Origin of the sequence: Bradyrhizobium sp. OK095, from assembly GCF_900109945.1 — a bacterium.
GTDB lineage: Bacteria > Pseudomonadota > Alphaproteobacteria > Rhizobiales > Xanthobacteraceae > Bradyrhizobium.
This window is the reverse complement of record NZ_FOBX01000001.1, coordinates 459,537-479,360: the sequence shown is the minus strand read 5'-3', so window position 1 is coordinate 479,360 and position 19,824 is coordinate 459,537. Positions and strand designations below refer to the sequence as shown.

Below are 19,824 nucleotides of genomic sequence, written 5' to 3'. Positions count from 1 at the left end.
CAATCCCTGTTTGAGTTGAGCTTTTCTAAACGGCAGGTTTCATCGCGCGGGCCAGCGCCGACGCTCCGGCGGAGGCAAGACCGTCGAGATCGCGCGCGATGACGACGCCGGCGCGATCGAGTGCCTCGACCTTGGCGACCCAGCTCTCGGCATAGGAACCGATCATCGCGGCGGCATGTCCCATCTTCTTGCCGGCCGGGGCGGTGCGGCCGACCAGAAGGGCCGCCGACGGTTTCGCATCCGGTCGTTTCGCGTATTCGGCGAGCGCATATTCTTCCGAGCCGCCGATCTCACCGAGATAGACGATGGCGCGCGTCTCCGGATCATCGTGGAACAGCCCGATCGCCTCTGCCGCGTTGACGCCGCGCACGGGATCACCGCCGATGCCGATGACGCTGGTCTGACCGAGACCAGCCGATGACAGGCGAAAGCAAGCCTCATAGGACAGCGAGCCGCTGCGGGAGATCACGCCGATCGGCCCGGGCGCGTAGCAGAAGGACGGCATGAAGCCGAGCTTGGCCTTGCCGGGCGAGATAAGGCCGGGCGAGTTCGGTCCGACCAGATGCGCCCCGTGATCGAGCGCCGCCGCGCGCATTTCCATCGCGTCCAGCACCGGCAGACCGTCGCCGGGATAGGCGATCAGCGGACAGCCGGCTTCGATCGTCTCCAGCACCGCATCGAGCGCGACGACAGCCGGCACATAGACCAGCGCGGCATTGGCGTGGGTTTCCTTCATCGCTGCCGCGACGCTGGAGAACACCGGAACGCCTTCGATGGTCTGGCCGCCGCGCCCCGGTGCCACGCCGGCAACAACCCTGGTGTGGCTCTGCTGGAGGTCTTTGACGGAGAACGTTCCGAATTTTCCGGTGATGCCGACGATCAGCACGCGCGCATCGGCATCGAGAAGAATGCTCATGACCGCGCTCCCGCAACGCATCTGACGATGTCGAGGACGGCCGCCTCCAGCGTCGCATGGTTCTGGCGGCCGGCCTCGCGGAGGATGGTCGTTGCAAGATCGCTGCGCGTACCGTTCAGGCGCAGTGTCACCGGCTTCGAGGAGGTTCGCTTTGCCAAAAGCTCAACCAGTGTTTTGGCCACACGGTCGGTGTGCAGCCCGCCGCCGAACATGCTGACCAGAATGCCCTTCACGTTGGGCGCGCGATCGAGCAGGTCGAAGGCAAGTCCGAACCCCGCGGGCGTCGGATTTCCGCTGACGTCGAGAAAACAGGCCGGCTGCGCGCCGGCGCCGTCGATCGCATCCATCGCGGCCATCGTCATGCCGGCACCGCCGGAGATCAGCCCGATCTCGCCATCGAGCCAGACCAGCATCAGATTGGCCTCTTCGCACGACCGGATGTCGCGCTCCGCCTTGTCGCGCGACGCCGCAATGGCGGACGCGGTAGCGGCCTTGCGGAAGGCTGCGGCCTCGTCCAGGACGATCTTGGCGTCCGCGGCGATGAGCGAGCCACCTTTGGCTACGACCAGCGGATTGATCTCAACCGTGGTGCATTCGTTGGCCTGCGCGATCTCGAGCAAGCGGCGCGCAATGGAGATGACGCGCTCGCGCACCTTGGTGTCGCTCTCGACCGGCTCGAGCAGAGCGCGAAAAGCGTGAGCACGAAAATTGCGGACGAGCCCGACCGGATAGCTCAGCGGCGGCGGCCCATCCTCGATGTTGACCCCGCCGCGTGGCGAATAGAGCACGTTGAAGCCGCCGACCCGGCTGTCGATCGCCACGGCGAGATAAAGCTCGCGCTCGATGTCGAGCCAGCTCTCGACCAGCACGGAGGACGGCGCCTCGCCTGCGAAGCGCATCGCCATGATCGCATCGAATGCGCTTGCCAGCTCCGACGAAGAATTCGCCTTCCGGATCCCGCCGGCCTTGCCTCGCCCTCCGGCTGCGACTTGCGCCTTGACCGCAACCGGGAAATCGACCCGGCAACCGCGGACCTCGTCCAGCGATCGCAGTTCGTGGCTTGAAGGTGTGGTGACGGCCGCGGCGCGCAGCAGCGCCTTGCCCTGGGCTTCGGTGATTAGCATGAATGCATAATGCATTCTATTTGACGCCCGTCAACGCTTCGAGGTGGAAATTTTCCACGTTCCCGGTGGCAGAGGGTTGAATATTGGAGAGTTTTGACCAGCCCTTGCTGGTCAAGCGATGCAGCCCTGGAGAATAATGCATTTTCTGGCCAGTGAACTACGCCACTTGCCCCCTTTAGAAGCCGCGGCCCGGCGCCCTCCCGCCACAACTGAAAACGCTCCGTCCGCGATGGACGGTCCTCGACGTCTGGGGTTGTTGAGAGAGGCTTCGCGGAAGCTATGGATCGGCCAACTGGCTTTCGCGTTGGCTGACGAGGGGACCTACACTGCCGCAAGCGAAGGCCTCGACGGTGCGGTCGCCCGCGCAAAGCTCTACGTCGAGGCGGGCGCCGACGCAATCTTCCCGGAAGCGTCCAACGTGCATTTCGCGGTCATATGCGCTTTCAGATCGACTTCCAAGTTGGCGTGCGGCTGCGCACCGCCTGTTACCTTGCACCCTTCAACCGGTCCGCCATGCGCTCCGCGATCGCGACCGTCGTCAGATGGGTGTTGGCGCGCGGGACCTCCGGCATGATCGAGGCATCGATCACGCGCAACCCCGTGCATCCGATCACCCGGCATTCGCGATCGACGACCGAGCGCGCATCATCCGGCGCGCCCATCCGGCAGGTGCCGCTGGCGTGCTGCGCGTCGCTACACTCGGCAAACAGCCAGTCATCCAGCTCTGCGTCGCTGAACGGCTCGTCCATGGAGCGTCCGCTGGCGCCATAGTCGACGCGGTCAGCGATATCGGTCACCGCAGGCTGCAGACAGATATCACGCAGCCGGCGGACGCCGTCGCGCATGCGCAAGAGATCGCGAGGGTCGGACAGCATGCGCTCCTCGACTTCAGGATCGACCTCGGGGTCAACAGTCACGATGCGGACGTGGCCCTGGCTGAAGGCCTGATAGACAGACACGGCGATGCGTCCCAGCGAGACTTCAGCCATCGATTGCTGTGAGCGGGCGAGATTTCCCGCGATCATGATCATGTCGTTGTCGCCGGAATCTGCGAGGCCGGACGAGTAGCGCAGGCAGCAATTGGTGTGCCGGTGCATCAGGGTGCTGACCTGGCTGCCTTCGCGCAAATGCAGCAGCGCGTTGACGATCGGATGGTCCAGCAAATTCTCGCCCACCGGCAAGTCCGCGCGGATGGGGATGCCGAGATTCTCCAACAGGGCGGCGGGCCCAATGCCGGAGCGCTGCAGGATGGCCGGCGAATGGATGGCGCCGGCGCAGAGGATCACCTCACGCGTCGCGCGGGGCGTGAAGGATTGGCCGTTGACGCGGACCCGGACGCCGCTGGCGTGCAGTCGGTTACCTTCGAAGGTGATGGTATCGGCCAGAGCATGACCGACGATGTCGAGGTTGGCGCGACCGCGCGCCGGCTCCAGATAGCCGTCATTGGTGGAGATCCGTAAGCCAGACTCGCTGTTGATGGCATAGGGCGAGACGCCGGTGCCACCAGGCGCGTTGTGATCCTCACACCAGCCATAACCGAGGCCGAGCGCCGACGCGCGCAGCGCCCGGTCGACATTTCCCCAGTCCGGGATCGGAGCGCGATACACCGGGATCGGACCGCGATCACCATGATAGGGTGCGTCGGGGAAATTCTTGTCCGTTTCCAGCTTACGGAAATAGGGCAGCAGTTCGTCCCATGACCAGCCGGCGCAGCCCGCAGCCGCCCAGCGGTCGATGTCGTCGGGAACGGCGCGGATCGCGATCTGGCCATTGATGGTCGAGCTGCCGCCCATGGCGCGGCCACGCCAGAGCAGCAGCGGCTGCTGCCGCTCGGTGCGTCGCGCCAACAGTTTTGGCCAGCGGAAATCGTCATCACCGATGGCGCGCATCGGATTCGGAATGCGGATGTGTTCCGGTGTGGTCGCGGTGCGGAGATCTTGCCCGGCCTCGAGCAGCAGCACACGATGCGCGGGCTCTTCGCTCAGGCGTGCCGCCAGCGTCGCTCCGGCAGACCCGCCGCCGATGATGATCGTATCATATTCCTGTTCAATCACGTCTGGTCACATCCCCTGATCGCGCTTTCGATATTCTCCTGAGCACCGGCGCGGCCATCGCTGGTTTTCACGCGGTCAGCCGGCTCCCGCCTGACGTAACGTGATCCGCGTCAACTCGGATGGACGCCCCAGCCGTATCGCAAATCCTGGCCACAGCGCAGTGCCATTGTTCACGTAGAGCGTCATCCCGTCGACATTGTAGCGACCCGAGACGAAGCCGGCGTTTGCGGGTGCGGCCAATCGATCGATGCCCCAAATCAGCCCTCCGTGCGTATGCCCCGACAGTTGCAGAGCTACGCCGAGTTTGGCGGCATGCCGCGCGTCGCTCGGCTGGTGGTCGAGCAGGATGACAGGGGCGTCGTTGGGAATGCCTTGCAGGATCGCGTCAAGGTCGCGCACGGGACGCCCCCCGCGGCGCGAGGCCCGGTCGGTGATGCCCGCGAGGACCAGCTTGCCACTCTCCCGCTCGATGACAACATGCCTGTTTTCGAGCGATAACAGACCGAGCGCTGCGAAGTGGGCCATCCACCCGTCGTAGCCAAAGATGTATTCGTGATTGCCCGAGATCACGTAGACGCCATCGGTCGCCTTCAAATCCCGTAACGGCTCGATGTCAGTGCGTCGCGCATCGAGCGTGCCGTCGATCAGATCGCCCGTGATCGCGATCAGGTCAGCACCGAGCTTGTTCGATCGCTCGACGACAACGCGCGCCCAGGAAGCGGGAAACAACCGGCTGATGTGAAGATCGGTCAGTTGCAAAATGGTGTAGCCGTCAAATTGCGGCGGAAGCCCGTGGATGCCGATTTCGAGGTCTTTCAGCGGCGGAATTCGCATGGCCTGATGGACGCCGATCGCGGCCGCGACGGCGGCTAACGCAGCCAGTCCGTAGCGGACTTGGTCGGGCGCGCTCACGACGCCACCATTGAAGGGGATTGCGAGCAGAAGCCCCACATCGAGCGCCAGTAGCAACAACGCCAGCAGGACGATCGCGCCGAACGCCCAGTTGAAGAGGGCGACCACCGGACGTGGAAACTCGGGAGAAAACACCGAGCCCGACGAGAGCTCGCTCCACCGGTGAAACTGCAATGCGGCCAATGCAAGCACTGCCGCCACGATCTTGACCCAGAGCGACAAATCTATCGGCCATAAGAAGCGGGTCAGGATCAGCAGATAAATCAGGCCGAATATGATTTGGGGAATCGGTCCTCTCCACAACAGACTGGTACCGCCTTCTTACACAAAGCCCGGCACGATCTCGACTCGAATAGCTTCAGTGGCGGCTTCACAGGCTCGTTTAAAGATGCGGCATGGTGGTGACTTGCCCCGTCGCCCGATGTGGGCCGGGAGCTCGTCAGGGCTCCCTTGGATGTTTTTTCTCGCGATCACGTATCGGACAGAAGCAATCCTCCAGCGACCGACGCGCATTCGCAACGCGGTTCCATTGCCCCGAGTTCGGCCGAATAGCATTTATGGGGTGCTTTCCGTGGCGAATCGTTGCCAGTGACGTTCCGGCGAAAGGGACATCCGGCCGATTTGCCCGATATCACTGAGGATTCCTGCTGTGCGCTTCGTCCGATCTCTTCGCTTCCTCGCCGCATCCATTGTGACCGCTTCGATGCTGATCAGCTCGAGCGGCGCGATCGCCGGTGCTTGGCCGAACCGCACCATCAAGCTGGTCGTGCCGTTTCCTCCTGGCGGGGCCGCGGATACCGTCGCCCGCGTTTACGCCGACAAGCTGAGCGAAACGCTCAAGCAGCCCGTCGTGATCGAGAACAAGGCCGGCGCAGGCACAGCAATTGCCGCCGAAGCCGTCGCCGGCGCGGATCCCGATGGCTATACGTTGTCCCTGGCTCCCGCCGGCCAGCTCACCATCCTGCCGCACATCAACAAGGAGATCAGGTACAATCCCTTCACCAGCTTCGCGCCGGTTTCGAACCTGGCGACGGTGCCCTACGTGCTGGCAGCCAGCCCGGACACGCCGGTCTCGACCGCCAAGGAGCTCGTCGCCGCAGCGAACAAGGATCCCGGCAAGCTGACCTATTCGTCCTGCGGTCCCGGAACGCTCTGCCATTTGAGCGGCGAGCTGTTCCAAAGCCAGACCGGAACGAAGCTGCTGCACGTGCCGTTCAAGGGCAGTGCGCCGGCGGTGAACGCCCTCTTGGGCAACGTCGTCAATCTGTCGTTCGATACACTCACGGTGCTCGCGCCGCAGATCCGCGACGGCAAGGTCAAAGGCCTCCTCGTCACCAGCCGCGAACGGTCGCCGCAGCTTCCCGACGTCCCAACCGCTGCCGAAGCCGGCGTGTCGGACTTCGTCGTCGATTCCTGGTTCGGCCTGGTCGCGCCCGCAGGTACTCCGGCTGACATCATCGAGCGCTTGAATGCCGAGATCGTCCGCATCGGAGCCCAACCCGATGTTCGAGCTCGCCTGGAGGCTCAGGGACTGCTTGTTACCACCTCTACGCCAGAGGGTTTCCTGGACATCATCAAGGCCGACTACGGCCGCTGGGGCAAGCTCATCAAGGATTCCGGAGTCGAAGTCTTTTGAAGGCCGCAAGAGGCGTGGTGGCACCAAACTGCGAATGCATCGGTGCCTCGAACGCCAGACTGCCGTCGATCATGATGGAATAGCCATTGCGGGCGCCAGCGTTCCGCAGCCGTCACAGGTCACTCGTTGAAGGACGTGGAGGCTATTCTCGATGCGAACGACATCCAGCTCGCAGAAGCCGCGGCGCTGAAGCTCGAAGCGAGAACAGAACCGTAAATGGTGGTGTAAACGGCACTGGTTCTGCCGTTTGCTCAAACCACCAAGCGTTTGACTTATATGGCAGGCGCACCAGGGCTCGAACCTGGGACCCGCTGATTAAGAGTCAGCTGCCGCTTAAATATAGTCAATGACCTACCAATCGCACCTCCGGCCTTACCCGGCCACTACCGGGCATTCGTCGCACGATCATATCCAGCCAAATCGGCTAACGTCTAAAGAGAGGCCGCAAAAATAGCGTCAGCCCCATGGCACCAAGAAACTGGTGCGGATCGTAGACGATGGGGTCGACCATCGTCTGAGCATAGGCAAGCGCGGTGACGACGTCAGTATGCGTGGCACTCTCGCCGCCGGCCTTGAACGCCAGCCATTTGGCCGCGGCGATCTTCGAGGCGCAGGGAGCGGCGGATTGGCGCCACTCCGTCGTCTCTTACAATTTAAGGGCAAACGGATCACGCTCTTCGTTCGAAAAATCGATCATGACGTTTTTGGTCTGCAAGAATTCATCCAATGCCGCCACCCCGCGTTCCTTGCCAAATCCCGACTCCTTGAAGCCGCCGAACGGCGCCATCGCGCTGGAGGCGCGATAGGTGTTGACCCAAACCGTTCCCGCGTGAACGGCCCGCGAAACACGCAATGCCCGCGACAAGTTTGTCGTCCAGATTCCGGAAGCCAGGCCATACTTCGTGTCGTTGGCGATGCTGATCGCCTGCTCCTCCGTATCGAAGGGAATAATCGACAACACAGGCCCAAACACCTCGTCCTGGGCAATCGCCATCTTGTTCTCAACGCCGGTGAAGATGGTTGGCTCGATGAAAAGGCCGTTCCCCAAACCATCGCCTGCCGCAGGCTTTCCGCCGCAAGCGAGAACCGCCCCCTCCCTTTGGGCATCACCGATGCATTTGAGGATACGATCGAACTGCGGCGCGTTCGCCACCGTTCCCATTTCGGTCGTCTTCTCCAGTGGATTGCCCAGCCTGATCTTCTCGGCCCGGGCGACGAGCCGCTTTGCGATTTCATCATGAATTGAACGCTGAACAAGGAGCCGCGAGCCTGCGATGCACGTTTGCCCGGTTGCGCCGAAAATGCCGGCAAGAGCTCCGACAGTCGCCTTGTCGAGATCCGCGTCTTCGAAGATGATGTTGGGAGACTTGCCGCCCAGCTCCAAGGTCACCGGAACGAGAGAACGCCCGGCTTCCGCTGCAATCTGGCGCCCGACATTCGGGCTCCCCGTGAAGCTGACACGATCAATTCGGCCGCTCGTAAGCAGCGCCTGCCCCGTCCTGTAGTCGCCGGTCACGACATTGACGACACCCGCAGGAAACCCCGCCTCCCGGATCAGCTCGGCGAATTCCAGCGTCGTCACGGATGCATGCTCGGAAGGCTTGATGACGACGCAATTGCCCGCCGCAAGCGCCGGAGCGAGCTTGTTGGCAAGCAAGCCCATCGGCGAATTCCAGGCGGTGATGAGAGCCGCCACGCCGATCGGCTCCCGGCGCGTGAAGTCGAACACGTCGCGCTGATCCAGCGGAATCGTATCACCGAATATCTTGTCGGCGCAGCCCGCGAAGAACCGATAGGCGCGCGCGGCAAAATGCATCTGTCCGTGGGTCTCCCGGATGATTTTTCCGTTGTCGGTGCTCTCCATGATGGCCATGCGTTCGGCCTGAGCATCGAGCAAATCAGCCAGCCTGTTCAGCAGCGTTGCGCGCGCGAGCCCGGTCGTTTTGCTCCAGACGGAGTCGTAGGCCTTTCTGGCAACAGCTATCGCATCGGCCACCTGCGCCGGAGTCGCCTGCGGCACCAACGCCCATTCCTCGCGGCTATAGGGGTTTATGGCGGCAAACCATTCCTGGTTCGGTGCACTGACCGTTTCGTTGGCAATGGCAAGTCCATACTTCTTCGGCATGATCTTTATCTCCGCAATTGGCGAACCGTTGTTCCAACGGCCCGGCTGCGCGTTCGGCGCTTGCCTTCACGTCGGACGATTCCTGATTGTTCTGCTGAAGCCGGCATATCCGCTCTCAGCGTCCGTCATTGTGGGGCGGTCAGGACTCAGACCGGCTTTCCGCAGGGATCGGCGTCGAGCCGCGCGATGCCATCGAGCCCATCTCGAGCGGCAGGAAACAGCGACAGAACCTGGCGGTCGTGCCCCGGAATGATGTGCGATGGGCTATCGGCCAGTTTCTGAATGACCGCGAAGCCATTCAGCATCTGGTCCACATCGAACAGCACCGGAAATGGGCGGCGCCGCAGAATGTTGGCGTAATAATGCGATGCGTCCGAAGCCAGCACCACGTAGCCGCGTCGTGTCCTGACCCTTACGACTTGCAGCCCTGCGGTATGGCCGCCCAACCAATGCAAGGAAATTCCGTCGGCGAAATCGGAATTTGGATCGTGAAGAGCGACCCTCCCCTCAAAATTCCGCCTGACAATATGGCTGACGTCCTCCGCATTATAAGCCCTCTTCTGCTGGGCATCGCACATGCATCGGCCGGTACAGAAATGCATTTCACGCTCCTGCACGTGGTACCGGGCCTGCGGGAACAGGTCGTGGTTACCGGCATGGTCCCAGTGCATGTGGGTCAAGATGACGTCCTTGACGCTGTCGGGATCGATATCGATCTGCCTCAGGCCTTCGGCGACCGGTCGCGTGACCTCATAGTTGCGCGCCTTTCCGGCCTCCTCATCGAAGCCGGTATCGACGATCACCGTACGATCTCGGCCGACCAGCGCCCAGACGAAGAAGTCCATCGGCATCTGGACATCCGCCGCATCGTTCTCGATGAAGTTTTCCGATGAACGGCGGTCATCCTTCCTGGCGTACCGGATCGCATAAATTTCATATTCGGACATTTCGTCGTTCACTGGCGTTCGATGCCAGCTTCCCTCGTTGTCGTGGCCCATAACTCCATGTCGCCCTTGACGTGCTTGGCGAAATCCACCGGACCAACCCATTGCGTCTCGAAGCCGATATCGGCGAGACGGCTGCGGATCTCGGCCTCGCCCAGCACCGCGCGTATCCCTTCAGAGAGCTTTGCGACGACCTCGGGTGGCGTATCCCTGGGAGCGAACAGTCCTGTCCACGCGGAAATATTGATGAACGCGAGACCTCCCTCCTTCATGGTCGGGATCTCAGGGAAGCGCGAACTGCGGTCCGGATTTGTGGTTGCAAGCGCGCGTGCCAGGCCAGCCTCCACCTGGGAGACCGCGGGCGCCATATCCATGAACGTCATGGAGACGCGCTGGGCGATGATGTCGGTCACGACCTGCGGACTGTTTCGATAGGGCACGGCGGCAATATCGATGCCCGCCCGCCGCTTGAACGCCTCGCCGGACAATTGCCCAAGCGCGTTGGCGTAGCCGAATGTCAACGTACCCGGCTTGCTCCTCGCCAGCGCCACGAGATCGGCCACGTTCTTGACGGGCAGCCCGGGGTCGACGATCAGAAAGTAGGGAAACAAGCCGAATTGCGAAATGGGAACGAAATCGGCGATGGGATCGTATTGGATCGATTTCAGCAGGCTGGGGTTGGCCGCGTGTGTCGACGTTCCGCCGACGAGCAACGTGTACCCGTCGGGCGCCGATCGCGCGGCCGCGGTCGCACCCAGCGCTCCATTCGCCCCGACGCGGTTATCGATGATGATCGTCGTTTTCAGCAGCTCCGACAGCCGCTGAAACACGATGCGCGCTACGCCATCGGTCCCGCTGCCCGGTGCAAACGGCGCGATCACCGTAATTCGCTGTGACGGATAGCTTTCCGCAGCCATTGCCTGGTTCCAGCATGAAACGAGCAACGTGATCGCCAGCAATACCCCCCGCACAGAACCCTCCCCCTGATTATCAGTCGTTATCACTTGAACCTTAGACGTGGCGGTCGGCCGCCCTCACGCGTGATCATGATTTCCTTGAAGCGCGTTCGATGATCTTCACGATGACCGGCCAGTAATTCGCACCAAAGCCGGCTCGAGAGGCTTCGGTCAGAAGACTGGCGCCGAGTGCGGCTTCCTTCGCCTCGATGCCTGCGTCCTTCGCCATATCGAGCGCGTAGGAGACGTCCTTGTGCATGTAGTCGGTCGAAAACACCCGTTCGGGAAATTCCCGCGCGGCAACGGCCTTGTAGCCGTGATTGCGCAGGGCAAAGCTGTCGGCAGAGCCCTTGGAGAAGGCGTCGAACAGCGTTTCGGTCGACACGCCCGCCGAATTCGCGATCGCAGCGGCTTCGCACAGCGCCGTCACAGTCCCGACCACGACCATGTTGTTGAGGATCTTCACGACCTGGCCGGACCCGACATCGCCGCAATGGGTCACTTCCGAAGCAAAGCAGCGCAATAGCGGTTCGATACGGGCAAACACGTCTGCGGTCGCGCCGACGGAAATTGCGAGCGTCCCCGCCTCGGCCGCCGCGCGGGTGCGAGCAACCGGGGCGTCCGCATAGTCGGCGCCCTTTGCGGCGAACGTGCCGGCCAGTTCGCGCGTCAATTTCAACGGGCTCGTCGAGAGATCGACGATGGTTTGGCCGGCGCGTGCGAACTCCAGAAGCCCTCCGGGCATCTCGCATATTTTCCTGAGATGCTCGCCGCTGGGCATGGAAATGAAGACAACATCGGCTTTGGCCAACCCCGCAATCGAACCGACATCGACGGCGCCGGCGTGAGCCAGACGCGCGACGGGCTCGGCGTTGATGTCGTGAATCAATACCGTCTGCTTCGTCTTCTGCACGAGGTGCCGACACATGGGTTCCCCCATGACGCCCAAGCCGATGAAGCCGAAGGTCGAAGAGCCAGTCATGTCAAAACTCCGGAATTTCCAGACAGAGAAACATTCAGATACCGAGATAAGCCCGCCGCACGTAGTCGCTGGCCAAGAGGTCTTTGCCCTTCCCGCTCAGCGCGACCGCGCCGGTTTCCAGCACAAAAGCCTCGTTGCAGAGGTTCAGCGCAAGCTTTGCATTCTGCTCGACCAGGACGATCGACATGCCGATATCCCGGTTGATCTCAACGATGATGCGCGCGATCTCTTCGACGATGATCGGCGCCAGTCCGAGCGAAGGTTCATCCAGGAGCAACAGGCGTGGCTTGGCCATGAGAGCACGGCCAATGGCAACCATCTGCTGCTCGCCGCCCGACAACGAACCAGCCATCTGGCTTCTTCGCTCCACCAGGCGGGGAAAGTATCCGTAGATCTGATCCAGCGTCTTTTTCTGGTGAGCCTTGTCGCGCTGCGCGTAGCCGCCGACCAGGAGATTATCGAGCACGCTCATCTGCGGGAAAACGCGCCGCCCTTCAGGTGAAAGCGCGATACCGCGCGCCACGCGCTGAGGAGCCGATGCGCCATCGATGCGCTTGCCATCGAAATGGATCTCTCCGGAACTGACGGGCTTGAGGCCGATAATGGCTTTCATCGTTGTGGTCTTGCCCGCGCCGTTCGAACCGATAAGGGAGACGATAGCGCCATCGGCAACGGAGAGGCTCAGATTGCGGATCGCCGTGAGGGCACCGTAGGAGACGCTAATCCCGCGAACTTCAAGCATGGACCGCTTCCTTGCCGAGATACGCCTCGATCACGAGCGGGTTCGAGACGACTTCCGTGGGCGTTCCTTCCGCGATCAGCGTGCCATGATCCAACACCACGACGCGATTGCAGAGCCCCATGACAGTCCGCATGTGATGCTCAACCATCACCATAGTCACGCCGCGCTCCGACTTCACCCGCCGCAGCACCGAGGCGAGCTCGGCCGCTTCCTCCGGATTGAGCCCGGCCACCGGCTCATCCAGCATCAAGAGCTTCGGATCGCAGGCCAGTGCTATTGCGACGCCCAGGCGACGCTGCTCACCATAAGAAAGCTCGCGCGCCTTCAAGTGCGCACGGCGCGTCAGCCCGAACAGGTCGAGCAGATGAAACGCCTTCTCTTCCGCCGCGATCCGCCATTTGTTCGAGAAGAACCCTCCCCACAAGCCGGTCAGGCTTGCAGCCAAAGTGCCGCGCGCCGCGTTTTCGATGACGGTGGCGTCCGGATAGATGGTCGCGGCCTGGAAAGTCCGCGAGAGCCCCTGGCGAACGGTTTGATTGGCCGGCTGCCCCGAGATATCCCGGTCCAGAAACCGAACCATTCCCGCCGACGGTCTCAGGACGCCCGAGATCACGTTGAACAGCGTGGTCTTGCCTGCGCCGTTCGGGCCGATGAGGCCGAGAAAGTCGCCCTCGTTGACACGGAAGGAAACGTCTCGAACGGCGACAAGCCCGCCGAAGGAACGCTTCAAGCTATCGACCTCGAGCATGCTCATGGCGCCTCCTCGGCCACGACCGCTGCGCTGGGTCGTACAACCCGTTGGCGCGAACGCCAGGTCTGAACCAGGCTCGCCAGGCCGTTCGGCACGAACATCAGGCAGAGCACCAGCATGGCCCCGTAGATGATGTGTTGAAGCCCTTCCGTGGCTCGAAGCAATTCCGGCAGGGGCGTCAGGACGAGGACACCGACGACCGGTCCGAGCACACCGTCCCGTCCGCCAACGACGAGCATGGTCAGGTAGGACACGGACTCCCAGAACGTATACGAATCCGGCGAAATAAATCGGAGATAGTGCGTCGACAAGGCACCTGCGAAGCCGGCGATACCCGATCCGATCGTAAACGCGATCACCTGGACCCGATGCGTATCGATGCCGCTCGATTCGGTCAGGCGCTGATTCTCGGCGGTGGCTGCCATCATCGTACCCAGCGGCGACCGGTAGAGCACCCAGGTCAGACCTAGCGTTACCAACGCACAAGCCAGCGCGAAGGGATAGAATTGCGGCTTGGCGAGAAGGGCGTGCCCGAAAATCGAAATGGGGGGAACACCGACGAGGCCATTTGCCCCGCCCGTGAGGGAGCTCATGTCGAGTGCAAGCAGCACCGCAATTTGGCTGAACGCGAAAGCCACCAGCACGAAATACACACCGCGCAAGCGCAGAATGATCCAGCCCAGCGCAGCAGCGATGGCAGCTGCGACGAACCCTGCGATAAACAGACTCAGCAGCGGAGACCACCCTCGCATTGACAACAGAGCCGAGACGTACCCGCCGACCAGCGCAAAGCCGCCGTGGCCCATGGATAGCTGCCCGGCCCGGGCAATAATGGCGAGGCCCAGTACGAGCATGAGATTGATGCAACCGAGTGTCGCCAGGTGGATGTAGAACAGGTTCGGCGCAAGCCACGGCAGCAGCGCTGCAAGAGCAACTGCTCCAGCAATTCCAGCATATTGCATCGGCCTGAATTCGGTGGTGCGGAACGTCACGCCTCGCGCTCCTTTCGGCCCAACAAGCCCTGCGGGCGCAGCAGCACGACGCCGATCACCACCAGGAACTGAAGAATTTCAGACAGCGAAGCGCTGACAAACGTGCCGGCGAAGCTTTCGATCAAGCCAATGAGCAATCCGCCTGCCACGGCGCCGGGAACGCTACCGAGCCCTCCGATGACGACGATCACAAAGGCCTTCAGCGTCGGCGCGAGACCAATGAACGGCGAGACCGACAGAACCGGCGCCATGAGGACGCCGGCAAACGCCGCGAGGCTTACGCCCAGGACGAATGCAACCGGAAATATGATGTCGACGCGGATGCCCTGGACCTGAGCAATCTCGGCGTCCTGCGCCACAGCGCGCATGGCGCGACCAATTCGGGTGTGGGTGATCAGAAAATTGAGCGACACGACGGCGATGATCGCGCCGATGATGACGACCAGCCGCGACCATGGAAAGACGATGCCGCCGACGGACAGAACCCCGGAGACGACAGACGGCACGGTGCGTGACGACGATCCCCAGAGCAGAAGCGCACTGTTCTGCAAGATCAAAGCGACGCCAACGGAGGCGATCATGCCATTGAGCTCATTGCCGCGAAACCGGCGGAAGACGATCCGCTCCATCAACAAGCCGAGCAAGGCCGTGGCGGCGACAGAGAGCACCAGGCTGACGACGAACGGCAGCTCGTTACTGCCGTAGAGGATGGCGAACAAAAACGCGCCGATCATATAGAACTCGCCATGCGCGAAATTCACAATGCGCATGATGCCGAACACCATGGTGAAGCCGATGGCCATCAGCACATAGATCATACCCACCATGAGGCCGTTCACGACCGTCTGGACCAGAATGGTTTCCATACTCACGGGACGACAACTCCAATCGCATTGACGAGGCGCAGAGCGCCTCGCCGGTTCCAGCGGTCGCTTATCGGCACGCGTTGACGTCGCAAGTCGCCACTTTCACGACCACGCCGTCCTTGAACTGACCCACGTAAAACGGAAGGTCGATCTGGTGCTTGATTCCGTACTTCTGCTCGCCGGTCCAGCCCGCCTTGCCCATCGCCGTGGGAACGTCGGACAATCCATCGAGCGTCGTCGCAATCTTCGTCGTGTCGTCTACGGTCCCGGCCTTCTTCATCGCCGTGAATAGCATCTGCAGACCGGCGTAGAAGAACGGGCTGAACCCGTTCATGTTCGGCCCATACTTGGCCTTGAAGCGCGCAACGTAGGCCGCCGTATCAGGCAGGCTCGTATCGATGGGCAGATGGACGTAGGTGCCTTCGGCCGCATCCTTGCCCGCGACCTTGAGCATTTCGGCGGCGACGTCGCCGCCCGTGACGAACACCGGGCCGCGGTAACCCAACTCGCGCGCCTGCTTTAGAATGAGCCCGGCGGTGGTCGGAGAGTTGCCGCCAAGCTCAAGTCCATCGGCCTTCATCAGGATACGGGTGAGAATTGGCACGAAGTCGACACGCTCGCGTTCAAAATACTCGACCTGCAGCTTGGCTCCGGCCTTGGTGTATGAGTTGAAGTTCGCTACGCCGATCTGCTGTCCGGTTTCGTCGTTGGGAAGCAGCGATACGACCTGCTTGGACGGGGTGTTCTTCATCAGCCATGCCACCTGCGGATCGGAAAATTCGCCGGTGGTGATGACCGGCCGATAGGCAAACGGCGCGTCGGCGCCAAGCGCCCGCGGCGTGAAGGCCAGCGTCATGGTGATGATTTTTCCGGAGGTGGACTGATCCTTTGTCGCCACCGCCGCTGCCGAGCCCATCGGTCCGACCACAAAATGAATTCCATCCTGGATCATGAGGCGATCCATGGCCGTGACTGCATCCTGGGCGCGATAGCGGTCGTCATATTGCTTGATCAGGATCTTGTAGCGTTTGCCTGCAACATCGAGGCCGCCATCTTTGTTGGCATCTTCGGCAGCGAAGTCGGTGGCGGCGAGCATGCCTTGCGCAAACGCCGCGCCGGCGCCGGAAAAGCTGGCGTGCACCCCGATCGTAACACTGTCTTCGGCCCGGGCCGCAGAACACGCGACCGACGCGGCCAGGACAGCAACCAACTCAAGACGTTTCATTCCGATCTCTCCCCAGATGTTACTCTTGTCTGCCTTGCTCTTTTTCGTTTTCAGAAGGCTTGTCGTCGCTCGCAGATCACGGAACCCAGTTCGTCTCCTCCGGCTCGTGCGTTCCCCGCGGAGCGAAAACAACCTTCTTGGGGGCCGCTTGAGTGCCGCGTCCTTGCAACAGACGCGAAACCGTCGCGAGGTCCGTCACTTTGTCGATTGTCTCGAGCCGCTCGAACAGCGGAGCGATATGATCGCGTGGCAAGACAGCGCTCGCCTGCCGCTCGAATTGCTCCCACAGATCAGCTCCTGGCGGCGAATGAACCGCAAGAAGATCGAGAGCGGCTCCCTTTGACGCGCCGTTGTCCGTCATTGCCGGAGTTGAGGACGGAGCCGCATGAGATGAGATCGTGCTGCGCTCGCTCCTGGACATCGCGGCGCAAGATGCTTCGTCCATCGCTTCTGCGAGGAATGCGGCCAGCAATCCGTTTCTTAGGCTCAGACCGATCGTGAGCGACGACAGCCCGCTCTGACCGTCCGGCGCATGGTCAGGGATTGCGATGCCCGCCATAACAAGCGCGGCCGCGATCCTTGGCGGGCTCAATTCGAGCACGCGCATCGCGGCCACGACGCTACCAAGCAAGGCGGAGCCGAACCGGCCGGCCGCCGGCGGCAATGTTGTCGGCGCCAGCGACGCAGACATCTCCGCGCCGAACATCAGCGCGTCGAGGAACGCCTGCCCAGTCTTCTGCCTCTCCTCGCAAAGCCCAAACAGCGAAACGATAAAGGCCGCATTCGCAGCATCGATAGACACTTCGGATCCGGCCGCTGCCGCCGCAGCGTTGGTCAACGCCGCATCGACCGCGCTCGTACGCCGTTCGGTCCCGAAGACCAGCGACGGGCCTGCGGCCGGCGCTATGCCAGGGATACCCAGCAAGGCTCTCGTGATCGCGGCCGGCGCGCCGGATAGCGTCCGGCCGAACGCCAGAATGACCGCCGACTTGGCTCGCCCGACAGCCTTTGCATCCCGCTGCTTTGGATTGCAGGCCCCGATTTGCTCGGCGATGCCTTCGGCTGATACGCCAACACTCATTGCGCTGCTACCGCTTGGGCCGGCGCGACGCTCTGCTGGCTCGCAGCGTTTCGGCCCGCGATTCTGCCGAATGTTGCGCCCGAGACCAGACCCGTTCCCGCGGGATAGTTGTCGTAGAACAGGCCGCCAACGAGCTCGCCGCAGCAGTACAATCCCTTGATCGGACGCCAATCCGTGCCGATCACCTCGGCGTTTTCGTTGATTTTCAAGCCGCCGAACGTGAAGGTGATGCCGCCTGTCGCGCTGTAGGCATAGTAGGGAGGCTTGTCGAGCCGAAGCGCCCAGTTGGTCTTTTCAAGATCGAGGCCCTTGGTCGAAAGGCCATCCTTTTTCGTCGGATCGAAGCCTTCGTCCGTTGAGCGCGCGTGATCGTTGAACTGCTGGACGGTCTTGAGCGCCTGCTCCTTGTCGTCGATATCAAGTTGCGCGATCAGATCGGCGAGGGAGTTGGCCTTGATCGGATCGCTGGTCGAATAGCGCGGCTCAAGCAGGTGCATCACCTTGCTGTCGAACAGCTGGTACGCCTTGGCGCCCGGCTCGGCGAGAATGGCGCGGCCGAACTTGGCATACGTAAACAGCGCACCGTCTTCGCCTTCATCGACGAAGCGCTTGCCCTTGCGATTGATCATCACCGAATAGACGTAGGACAGGCGGTTGCTTCGGTCGGTCATCTCGCGCGGCGCGAAATCGCCCCAATCCGCGCTAATCGGCGTTGCATGGCAGCCGCTCCATTGTCCCCACGGCATGGCGCCGATGGCCAGGGCCATCCGCAGGCCGTCGCCCTGGTTGTGAGGCGTGCCGCGAACCTTTGCGGCGCCGACCAACGGGCCGATGTGCTGCGTGCGCATCTGGACGTTTGCTTCAAACCCGCCGCAGCCGAGCACGACGGCTTTCGCACCGAGCGATCGAACGCCTTCGTCGTCCTTGGTCTTGACGCCGACAACATGGCCGTTGTCATCGACGAGCAGCTCCGAGACGGCGTTGCCGTATCGCACCTCGATTCCCATCCGCTCGCAGGTCGCGAACCAGCTGCGCGAAAGACCGACGCCTTCGTGCGCGGCGCGGACGACGAGGCCGCGCGCCCAGACCATGACGTTGTCTTTCTTGACGGCCGAAAGGCTGATCGCCGGCTCCATCTTGATGGCGCCGGTGTCCTTCATCCAGCGAACGGTCGCTTGCGAGCTCGACACCAGAAGGCGGGACAGGATCGGGTCCGTACGGCCGTTGGTGACGCGCATCAGATCGCCGTGAAAGTCTTCCTGCGTGTAGGGCGAGATGCCGTCGTAGAAGTTTTCGAAGTCGTCTTCGACGCCGGGCAGCAGAGCGCCGATCTCGCGCGGCTCATCATAGGCGAAGCGCAGAACGCCGCCGCTCCAGTGCGTGTTTCCGCCGCGCATTTCGCGGGGAGCTTTTTCGAGAACGACGACACGATCCGCGCCGTTTTCTTTCGCCGAGACTGCCGCAGCCAAAGCCGCATTTCCCGCGCCAACGACGATCACGTCGAACTCTTCGTGCATTTCCGTTCCTTCCCGCCGAGCCTGCGTCTTCTGGGCTTCTGTATTCTGATGGATACCAATGTATACATAAGAATGCAAGTCGAACTCGCGCGAGGCCGTCTGCGGCAGAAAGCTTCTTAAAAAGATGGGGTTAGGGAAAATCCCGGGTGCAGGACCGAGGATCAAGGCAGATCTGCAAACAGCAAATTCGGTGCGCTCGCACCTCGGATCAGGCGCCGTCGCGTTCGCGGCGCGACTCCAGATCACGCTCTTTCGCCAGGATTGCGCGACGGGTCTCGAGCGCGCTCAGGACATGCGTACGCGCCAGGCGGTCGGCCTTCTCGCCTTCTCTTTGCGAAATGGCCTGCACGATCGCAGCATGCTCCGCCTGAGCCACCGCGAAACGGCCCTTCTCGGCCAATGTTGTCGGCCCCAGAAGAGCGATCGCATCCTGAAGAGCGGACAAGCTCTTTTCGAGATAGCGATTGTGAGCGGCGACTTGAATCGCGTCGTGCAGTTCCCTGTTGTGGCGATAAAGGTTGAAAGGCTCGCGCTCGAGCTTTTCGCCTTCGGCAATAAGCCTCGCCAGTGCGGCAAGATCTTTTGGACTTGCATGTTTTGCGGCCATCGCGGCCGCGGTGCCTTCGAGCGCCGCGCGCATCTCGTAGAGCTCGTCGACCGCATCCATGTCGAGGACGGACACGACGAGCCCGGTTCGCGGACGAAGATCCAGCAGGCCCTCGAGCTCAAGCCGCGTCAGCGCCTGACGGGTTGGCGTCCGGCTGATGCCGAGGTGTTCCGCCAATTCGATTTCGCGCATGCGCCGCCCCGGAGCGAAGCGCCCTTCGATGATCTCACGCCGCAGAGCAGCGTAGGCATAGTCGGCGGCGGATGCGAACTTCGTGCGGTCCGGCAATACCATCGCGTCGTTCATAAAGTCATCCCGATCTCATTGATCTGCGTCTGATCCGTCTGACCGTGCAAGTCACGCTAAAAAAGTCACGTTAACGAAGGCAGGCCAA

The 19,824-nt window shown here is 62.1% G+C and carries 17 protein-coding genes and 1 pseudogene; 2 read left to right on the top strand and 16 right to left on the bottom strand.

Features of this window, described 5'->3' with window-relative positions; all coding sequences use genetic code 11:
* Nucleotides 1-25: 25 nt before the first annotated feature.
* Nucleotides 26-916 carry a succinate--CoA ligase subunit alpha gene (locus BMW89_RS02255; protein ID WP_092022269.1) on the bottom strand — a complete coding sequence of 297 codons (891 nt, stop codon included), beginning with the start codon at nucleotides 914-916 and terminating at the stop codon, nucleotides 26-28.
* Nucleotides 913-2,040 carry an ATP-grasp domain-containing protein gene (locus BMW89_RS02250; RefSeq protein WP_177195782.1) on the bottom strand — a complete coding sequence of 376 codons (1,128 nt, stop codon included), beginning with the start codon at nucleotides 2,038-2,040 and terminating at the stop codon, nucleotides 913-915. The genes BMW89_RS02255 and BMW89_RS02250 overlap by 4 nt, the downstream gene beginning before the upstream one ends.
* Nucleotides 2,041-2,359: 319 nt before the next feature.
* Here BMW89_RS02250 and BMW89_RS38670 point away from each other — a divergent pair.
* Nucleotides 2,360-2,452, top strand: a pseudogene (locus tag BMW89_RS38670) (methylisocitrate lyase); the annotation flags it as partial.
* Nucleotides 2,453-2,525: 73 nt separating this feature from the next.
* On the opposite strand, the gene BMW89_RS02240 reads toward BMW89_RS38670, so the two are convergent.
* Entirely contained in the window at nucleotides 2,526-4,094 is a 1,569-nt protein-coding gene (locus BMW89_RS02240) for a GMC family oxidoreductase (RefSeq protein WP_092022247.1), read from the bottom strand.
* A 75-nt stretch (nucleotides 4,095-4,169) separates the two neighbouring features.
* Nucleotides 4,170-5,294, bottom strand: coding sequence for a metallophosphoesterase (locus tag BMW89_RS02235; protein WP_092023323.1), 1,125 nt, complete (start codon nucleotides 5,292-5,294; stop codon nucleotides 4,170-4,172).
* 415 nt (nucleotides 5,295-5,709) lie between these two features.
* On the opposite strand from BMW89_RS02235, the gene BMW89_RS02230 reads away from it, so the two are divergent.
* A complete protein-coding gene (locus BMW89_RS02230; protein WP_244547486.1) occupies nucleotides 5,710-6,642 on the top strand; it encodes a Bug family tripartite tricarboxylate transporter substrate binding protein in 933 nt (310 codons plus the stop codon).
* A 646-nt stretch (nucleotides 6,643-7,288) separates the two neighbouring features.
* Here the strand turns inward: BMW89_RS02230 and BMW89_RS02225 are convergent.
* The 12 genes from BMW89_RS02225 to BMW89_RS02170 all read right to left on the bottom strand — a co-directional run bounded on the left by BMW89_RS02225 (nucleotide 7,289) and on the right by BMW89_RS02170 (nucleotide 19,736).
* Nucleotides 7,289-8,767, bottom strand: a complete 1,479-nt coding sequence (locus BMW89_RS02225) for an aldehyde dehydrogenase (RefSeq protein WP_092022243.1) — start codon at nucleotides 8,765-8,767, stop codon at nucleotides 7,289-7,291.
* A gap of 146 nt (nucleotides 8,768-8,913) precedes the next feature.
* Entirely contained in the window at nucleotides 8,914-9,726 is an 813-nt protein-coding gene (locus tag BMW89_RS02220; protein WP_244547485.1) for an N-acyl homoserine lactonase family protein, read from the bottom strand.
* Nucleotides 9,723-10,670 carry a Bug family tripartite tricarboxylate transporter substrate binding protein gene (locus tag BMW89_RS02215; RefSeq protein WP_143062689.1) on the bottom strand — a complete coding sequence of 316 codons (948 nt, stop codon included), beginning with the start codon at nucleotides 10,668-10,670 and terminating at the stop codon, nucleotides 9,723-9,725. Before BMW89_RS02215 ends, BMW89_RS02220 begins: the two co-directional genes overlap by 4 nt.
* Nucleotides 10,671-10,755: 85 nt before the next feature.
* On the bottom strand, nucleotides 10,756-11,649 hold the full coding sequence (locus tag BMW89_RS02210) for an NAD(P)-dependent oxidoreductase (RefSeq protein WP_092022240.1): 894 nt from the start codon (nucleotides 11,647-11,649) through the stop codon (nucleotides 10,756-10,758).
* A gap of 34 nt (nucleotides 11,650-11,683) precedes the next feature.
* On the bottom strand, nucleotides 11,684-12,391 hold the full coding sequence (locus BMW89_RS02205; RefSeq protein WP_092022238.1) for an ABC transporter ATP-binding protein: 708 nt from the start codon (nucleotides 12,389-12,391) through the stop codon (nucleotides 11,684-11,686).
* On the bottom strand, nucleotides 12,384-13,145 hold the full coding sequence (locus BMW89_RS02200; protein ID WP_092022236.1) for an ABC transporter ATP-binding protein: 762 nt from the start codon (nucleotides 13,143-13,145) through the stop codon (nucleotides 12,384-12,386). The genes BMW89_RS02205 and BMW89_RS02200 overlap by 8 nt, the downstream gene beginning before the upstream one ends.
* Entirely contained in the window at nucleotides 13,142-14,134 is a 993-nt protein-coding gene (locus BMW89_RS02195) for a branched-chain amino acid ABC transporter permease (protein WP_143062688.1), read from the bottom strand. The genes BMW89_RS02200 and BMW89_RS02195 overlap by 4 nt, the downstream gene beginning before the upstream one ends.
* Complete coding sequence (locus BMW89_RS02190; protein WP_177195833.1) at nucleotides 14,131-15,000, bottom strand: branched-chain amino acid ABC transporter permease; 870 nt, start codon at nucleotides 14,998-15,000, stop codon at nucleotides 14,131-14,133. Before BMW89_RS02190 ends, BMW89_RS02195 begins: the two co-directional genes overlap by 4 nt.
* A 67-nt stretch (nucleotides 15,001-15,067) precedes the next feature.
* Nucleotides 15,068-16,225 carry an ABC transporter substrate-binding protein gene (locus BMW89_RS02185; protein WP_092022230.1) on the bottom strand — a complete coding sequence of 386 codons (1,158 nt, stop codon included), beginning with the start codon at nucleotides 16,223-16,225 and terminating at the stop codon, nucleotides 15,068-15,070.
* 76 nt (nucleotides 16,226-16,301) lie between these two features.
* A complete protein-coding gene (locus tag BMW89_RS02180; RefSeq protein ID WP_092022228.1) occupies nucleotides 16,302-17,306 on the bottom strand; it encodes an MmgE/PrpD family protein in 1,005 nt (334 codons plus the stop codon).
* Complete coding sequence (gene tcuA, locus BMW89_RS02175; protein WP_092022226.1) at nucleotides 17,303-18,823, bottom strand: FAD-dependent tricarballylate dehydrogenase TcuA; 1,521 nt, start codon at nucleotides 18,821-18,823, stop codon at nucleotides 17,303-17,305. The genes BMW89_RS02180 and tcuA overlap by 4 nt, the downstream gene beginning before the upstream one ends.
* Nucleotides 18,824-19,031: 208 nt before the next feature.
* On the bottom strand, nucleotides 19,032-19,736 hold the full coding sequence (locus BMW89_RS02170) for a GntR family transcriptional regulator (RefSeq protein ID WP_092022224.1): 705 nt from the start codon (nucleotides 19,734-19,736) through the stop codon (nucleotides 19,032-19,034).
* Between the last annotated feature and the right edge of the window lie 88 nt (nucleotides 19,737-19,824).

Excerpts from the sequence above, each read along its gene's own strand:
- BMW89_RS02255 (WP_092022269.1), bottom strand. The coding sequence starts at position 916 with ATGAGCATTCTTCTCGATGCCGATGCGCGCGTGCTGATCGTCGGCATC.
- BMW89_RS02250 (WP_177195782.1), bottom strand. The coding sequence starts at position 2,040 with ATGCTAATCACCGAAGCCCAGGGCAAGGCGCTGCTGCGCGCCGCGGCC.
- BMW89_RS02230 (WP_244547486.1), top strand. The coding sequence starts at position 5,710 with ATGCTGATCAGCTCGAGCGGCGCGATCGCCGGTGCTTGGCCGAACCGC.
- BMW89_RS02225 (WP_092022243.1), bottom strand. The coding sequence starts at position 8,767 with ATGCCGAAGAAGTATGGACTTGCCATTGCCAACGAAACGGTCAGTGCA.
- BMW89_RS02210 (WP_092022240.1), bottom strand. The coding sequence starts at position 11,649 with ATGACTGGCTCTTCGACCTTCGGCTTCATCGGCTTGGGCGTCATGGGG.
- BMW89_RS02205 (WP_092022238.1), bottom strand. The coding sequence starts at position 12,391 with ATGCTTGAAGTTCGCGGGATTAGCGTCTCCTACGGTGCCCTCACGGCG.
- BMW89_RS02200 (WP_092022236.1), bottom strand. The coding sequence starts at position 13,145 with ATGAGCATGCTCGAGGTCGATAGCTTGAAGCGTTCCTTCGGCGGGCTT.
- BMW89_RS02190 (WP_177195833.1), bottom strand. The coding sequence starts at position 15,000 with ATGGAAACCATTCTGGTCCAGACGGTCGTGAACGGCCTCATGGTGGGT.
- BMW89_RS02185 (WP_092022230.1), bottom strand. The coding sequence starts at position 16,225 with ATGAAACGTCTTGAGTTGGTTGCTGTCCTGGCCGCGTCGGTCGCGTGT.
- BMW89_RS02180 (WP_092022228.1), bottom strand. The coding sequence starts at position 17,306 with ATGAGTGTTGGCGTATCAGCCGAAGGCATCGCCGAGCAAATCGGGGCC.
- tcuA (WP_092022226.1), bottom strand. The coding sequence starts at position 18,823 with ATGCACGAAGAGTTCGACGTGATCGTCGTTGGCGCGGGAAATGCGGCT.
- BMW89_RS02170 (WP_092022224.1), bottom strand. The coding sequence starts at position 19,736 with ATGAACGACGCGATGGTATTGCCGGACCGCACGAAGTTCGCATCCGCC.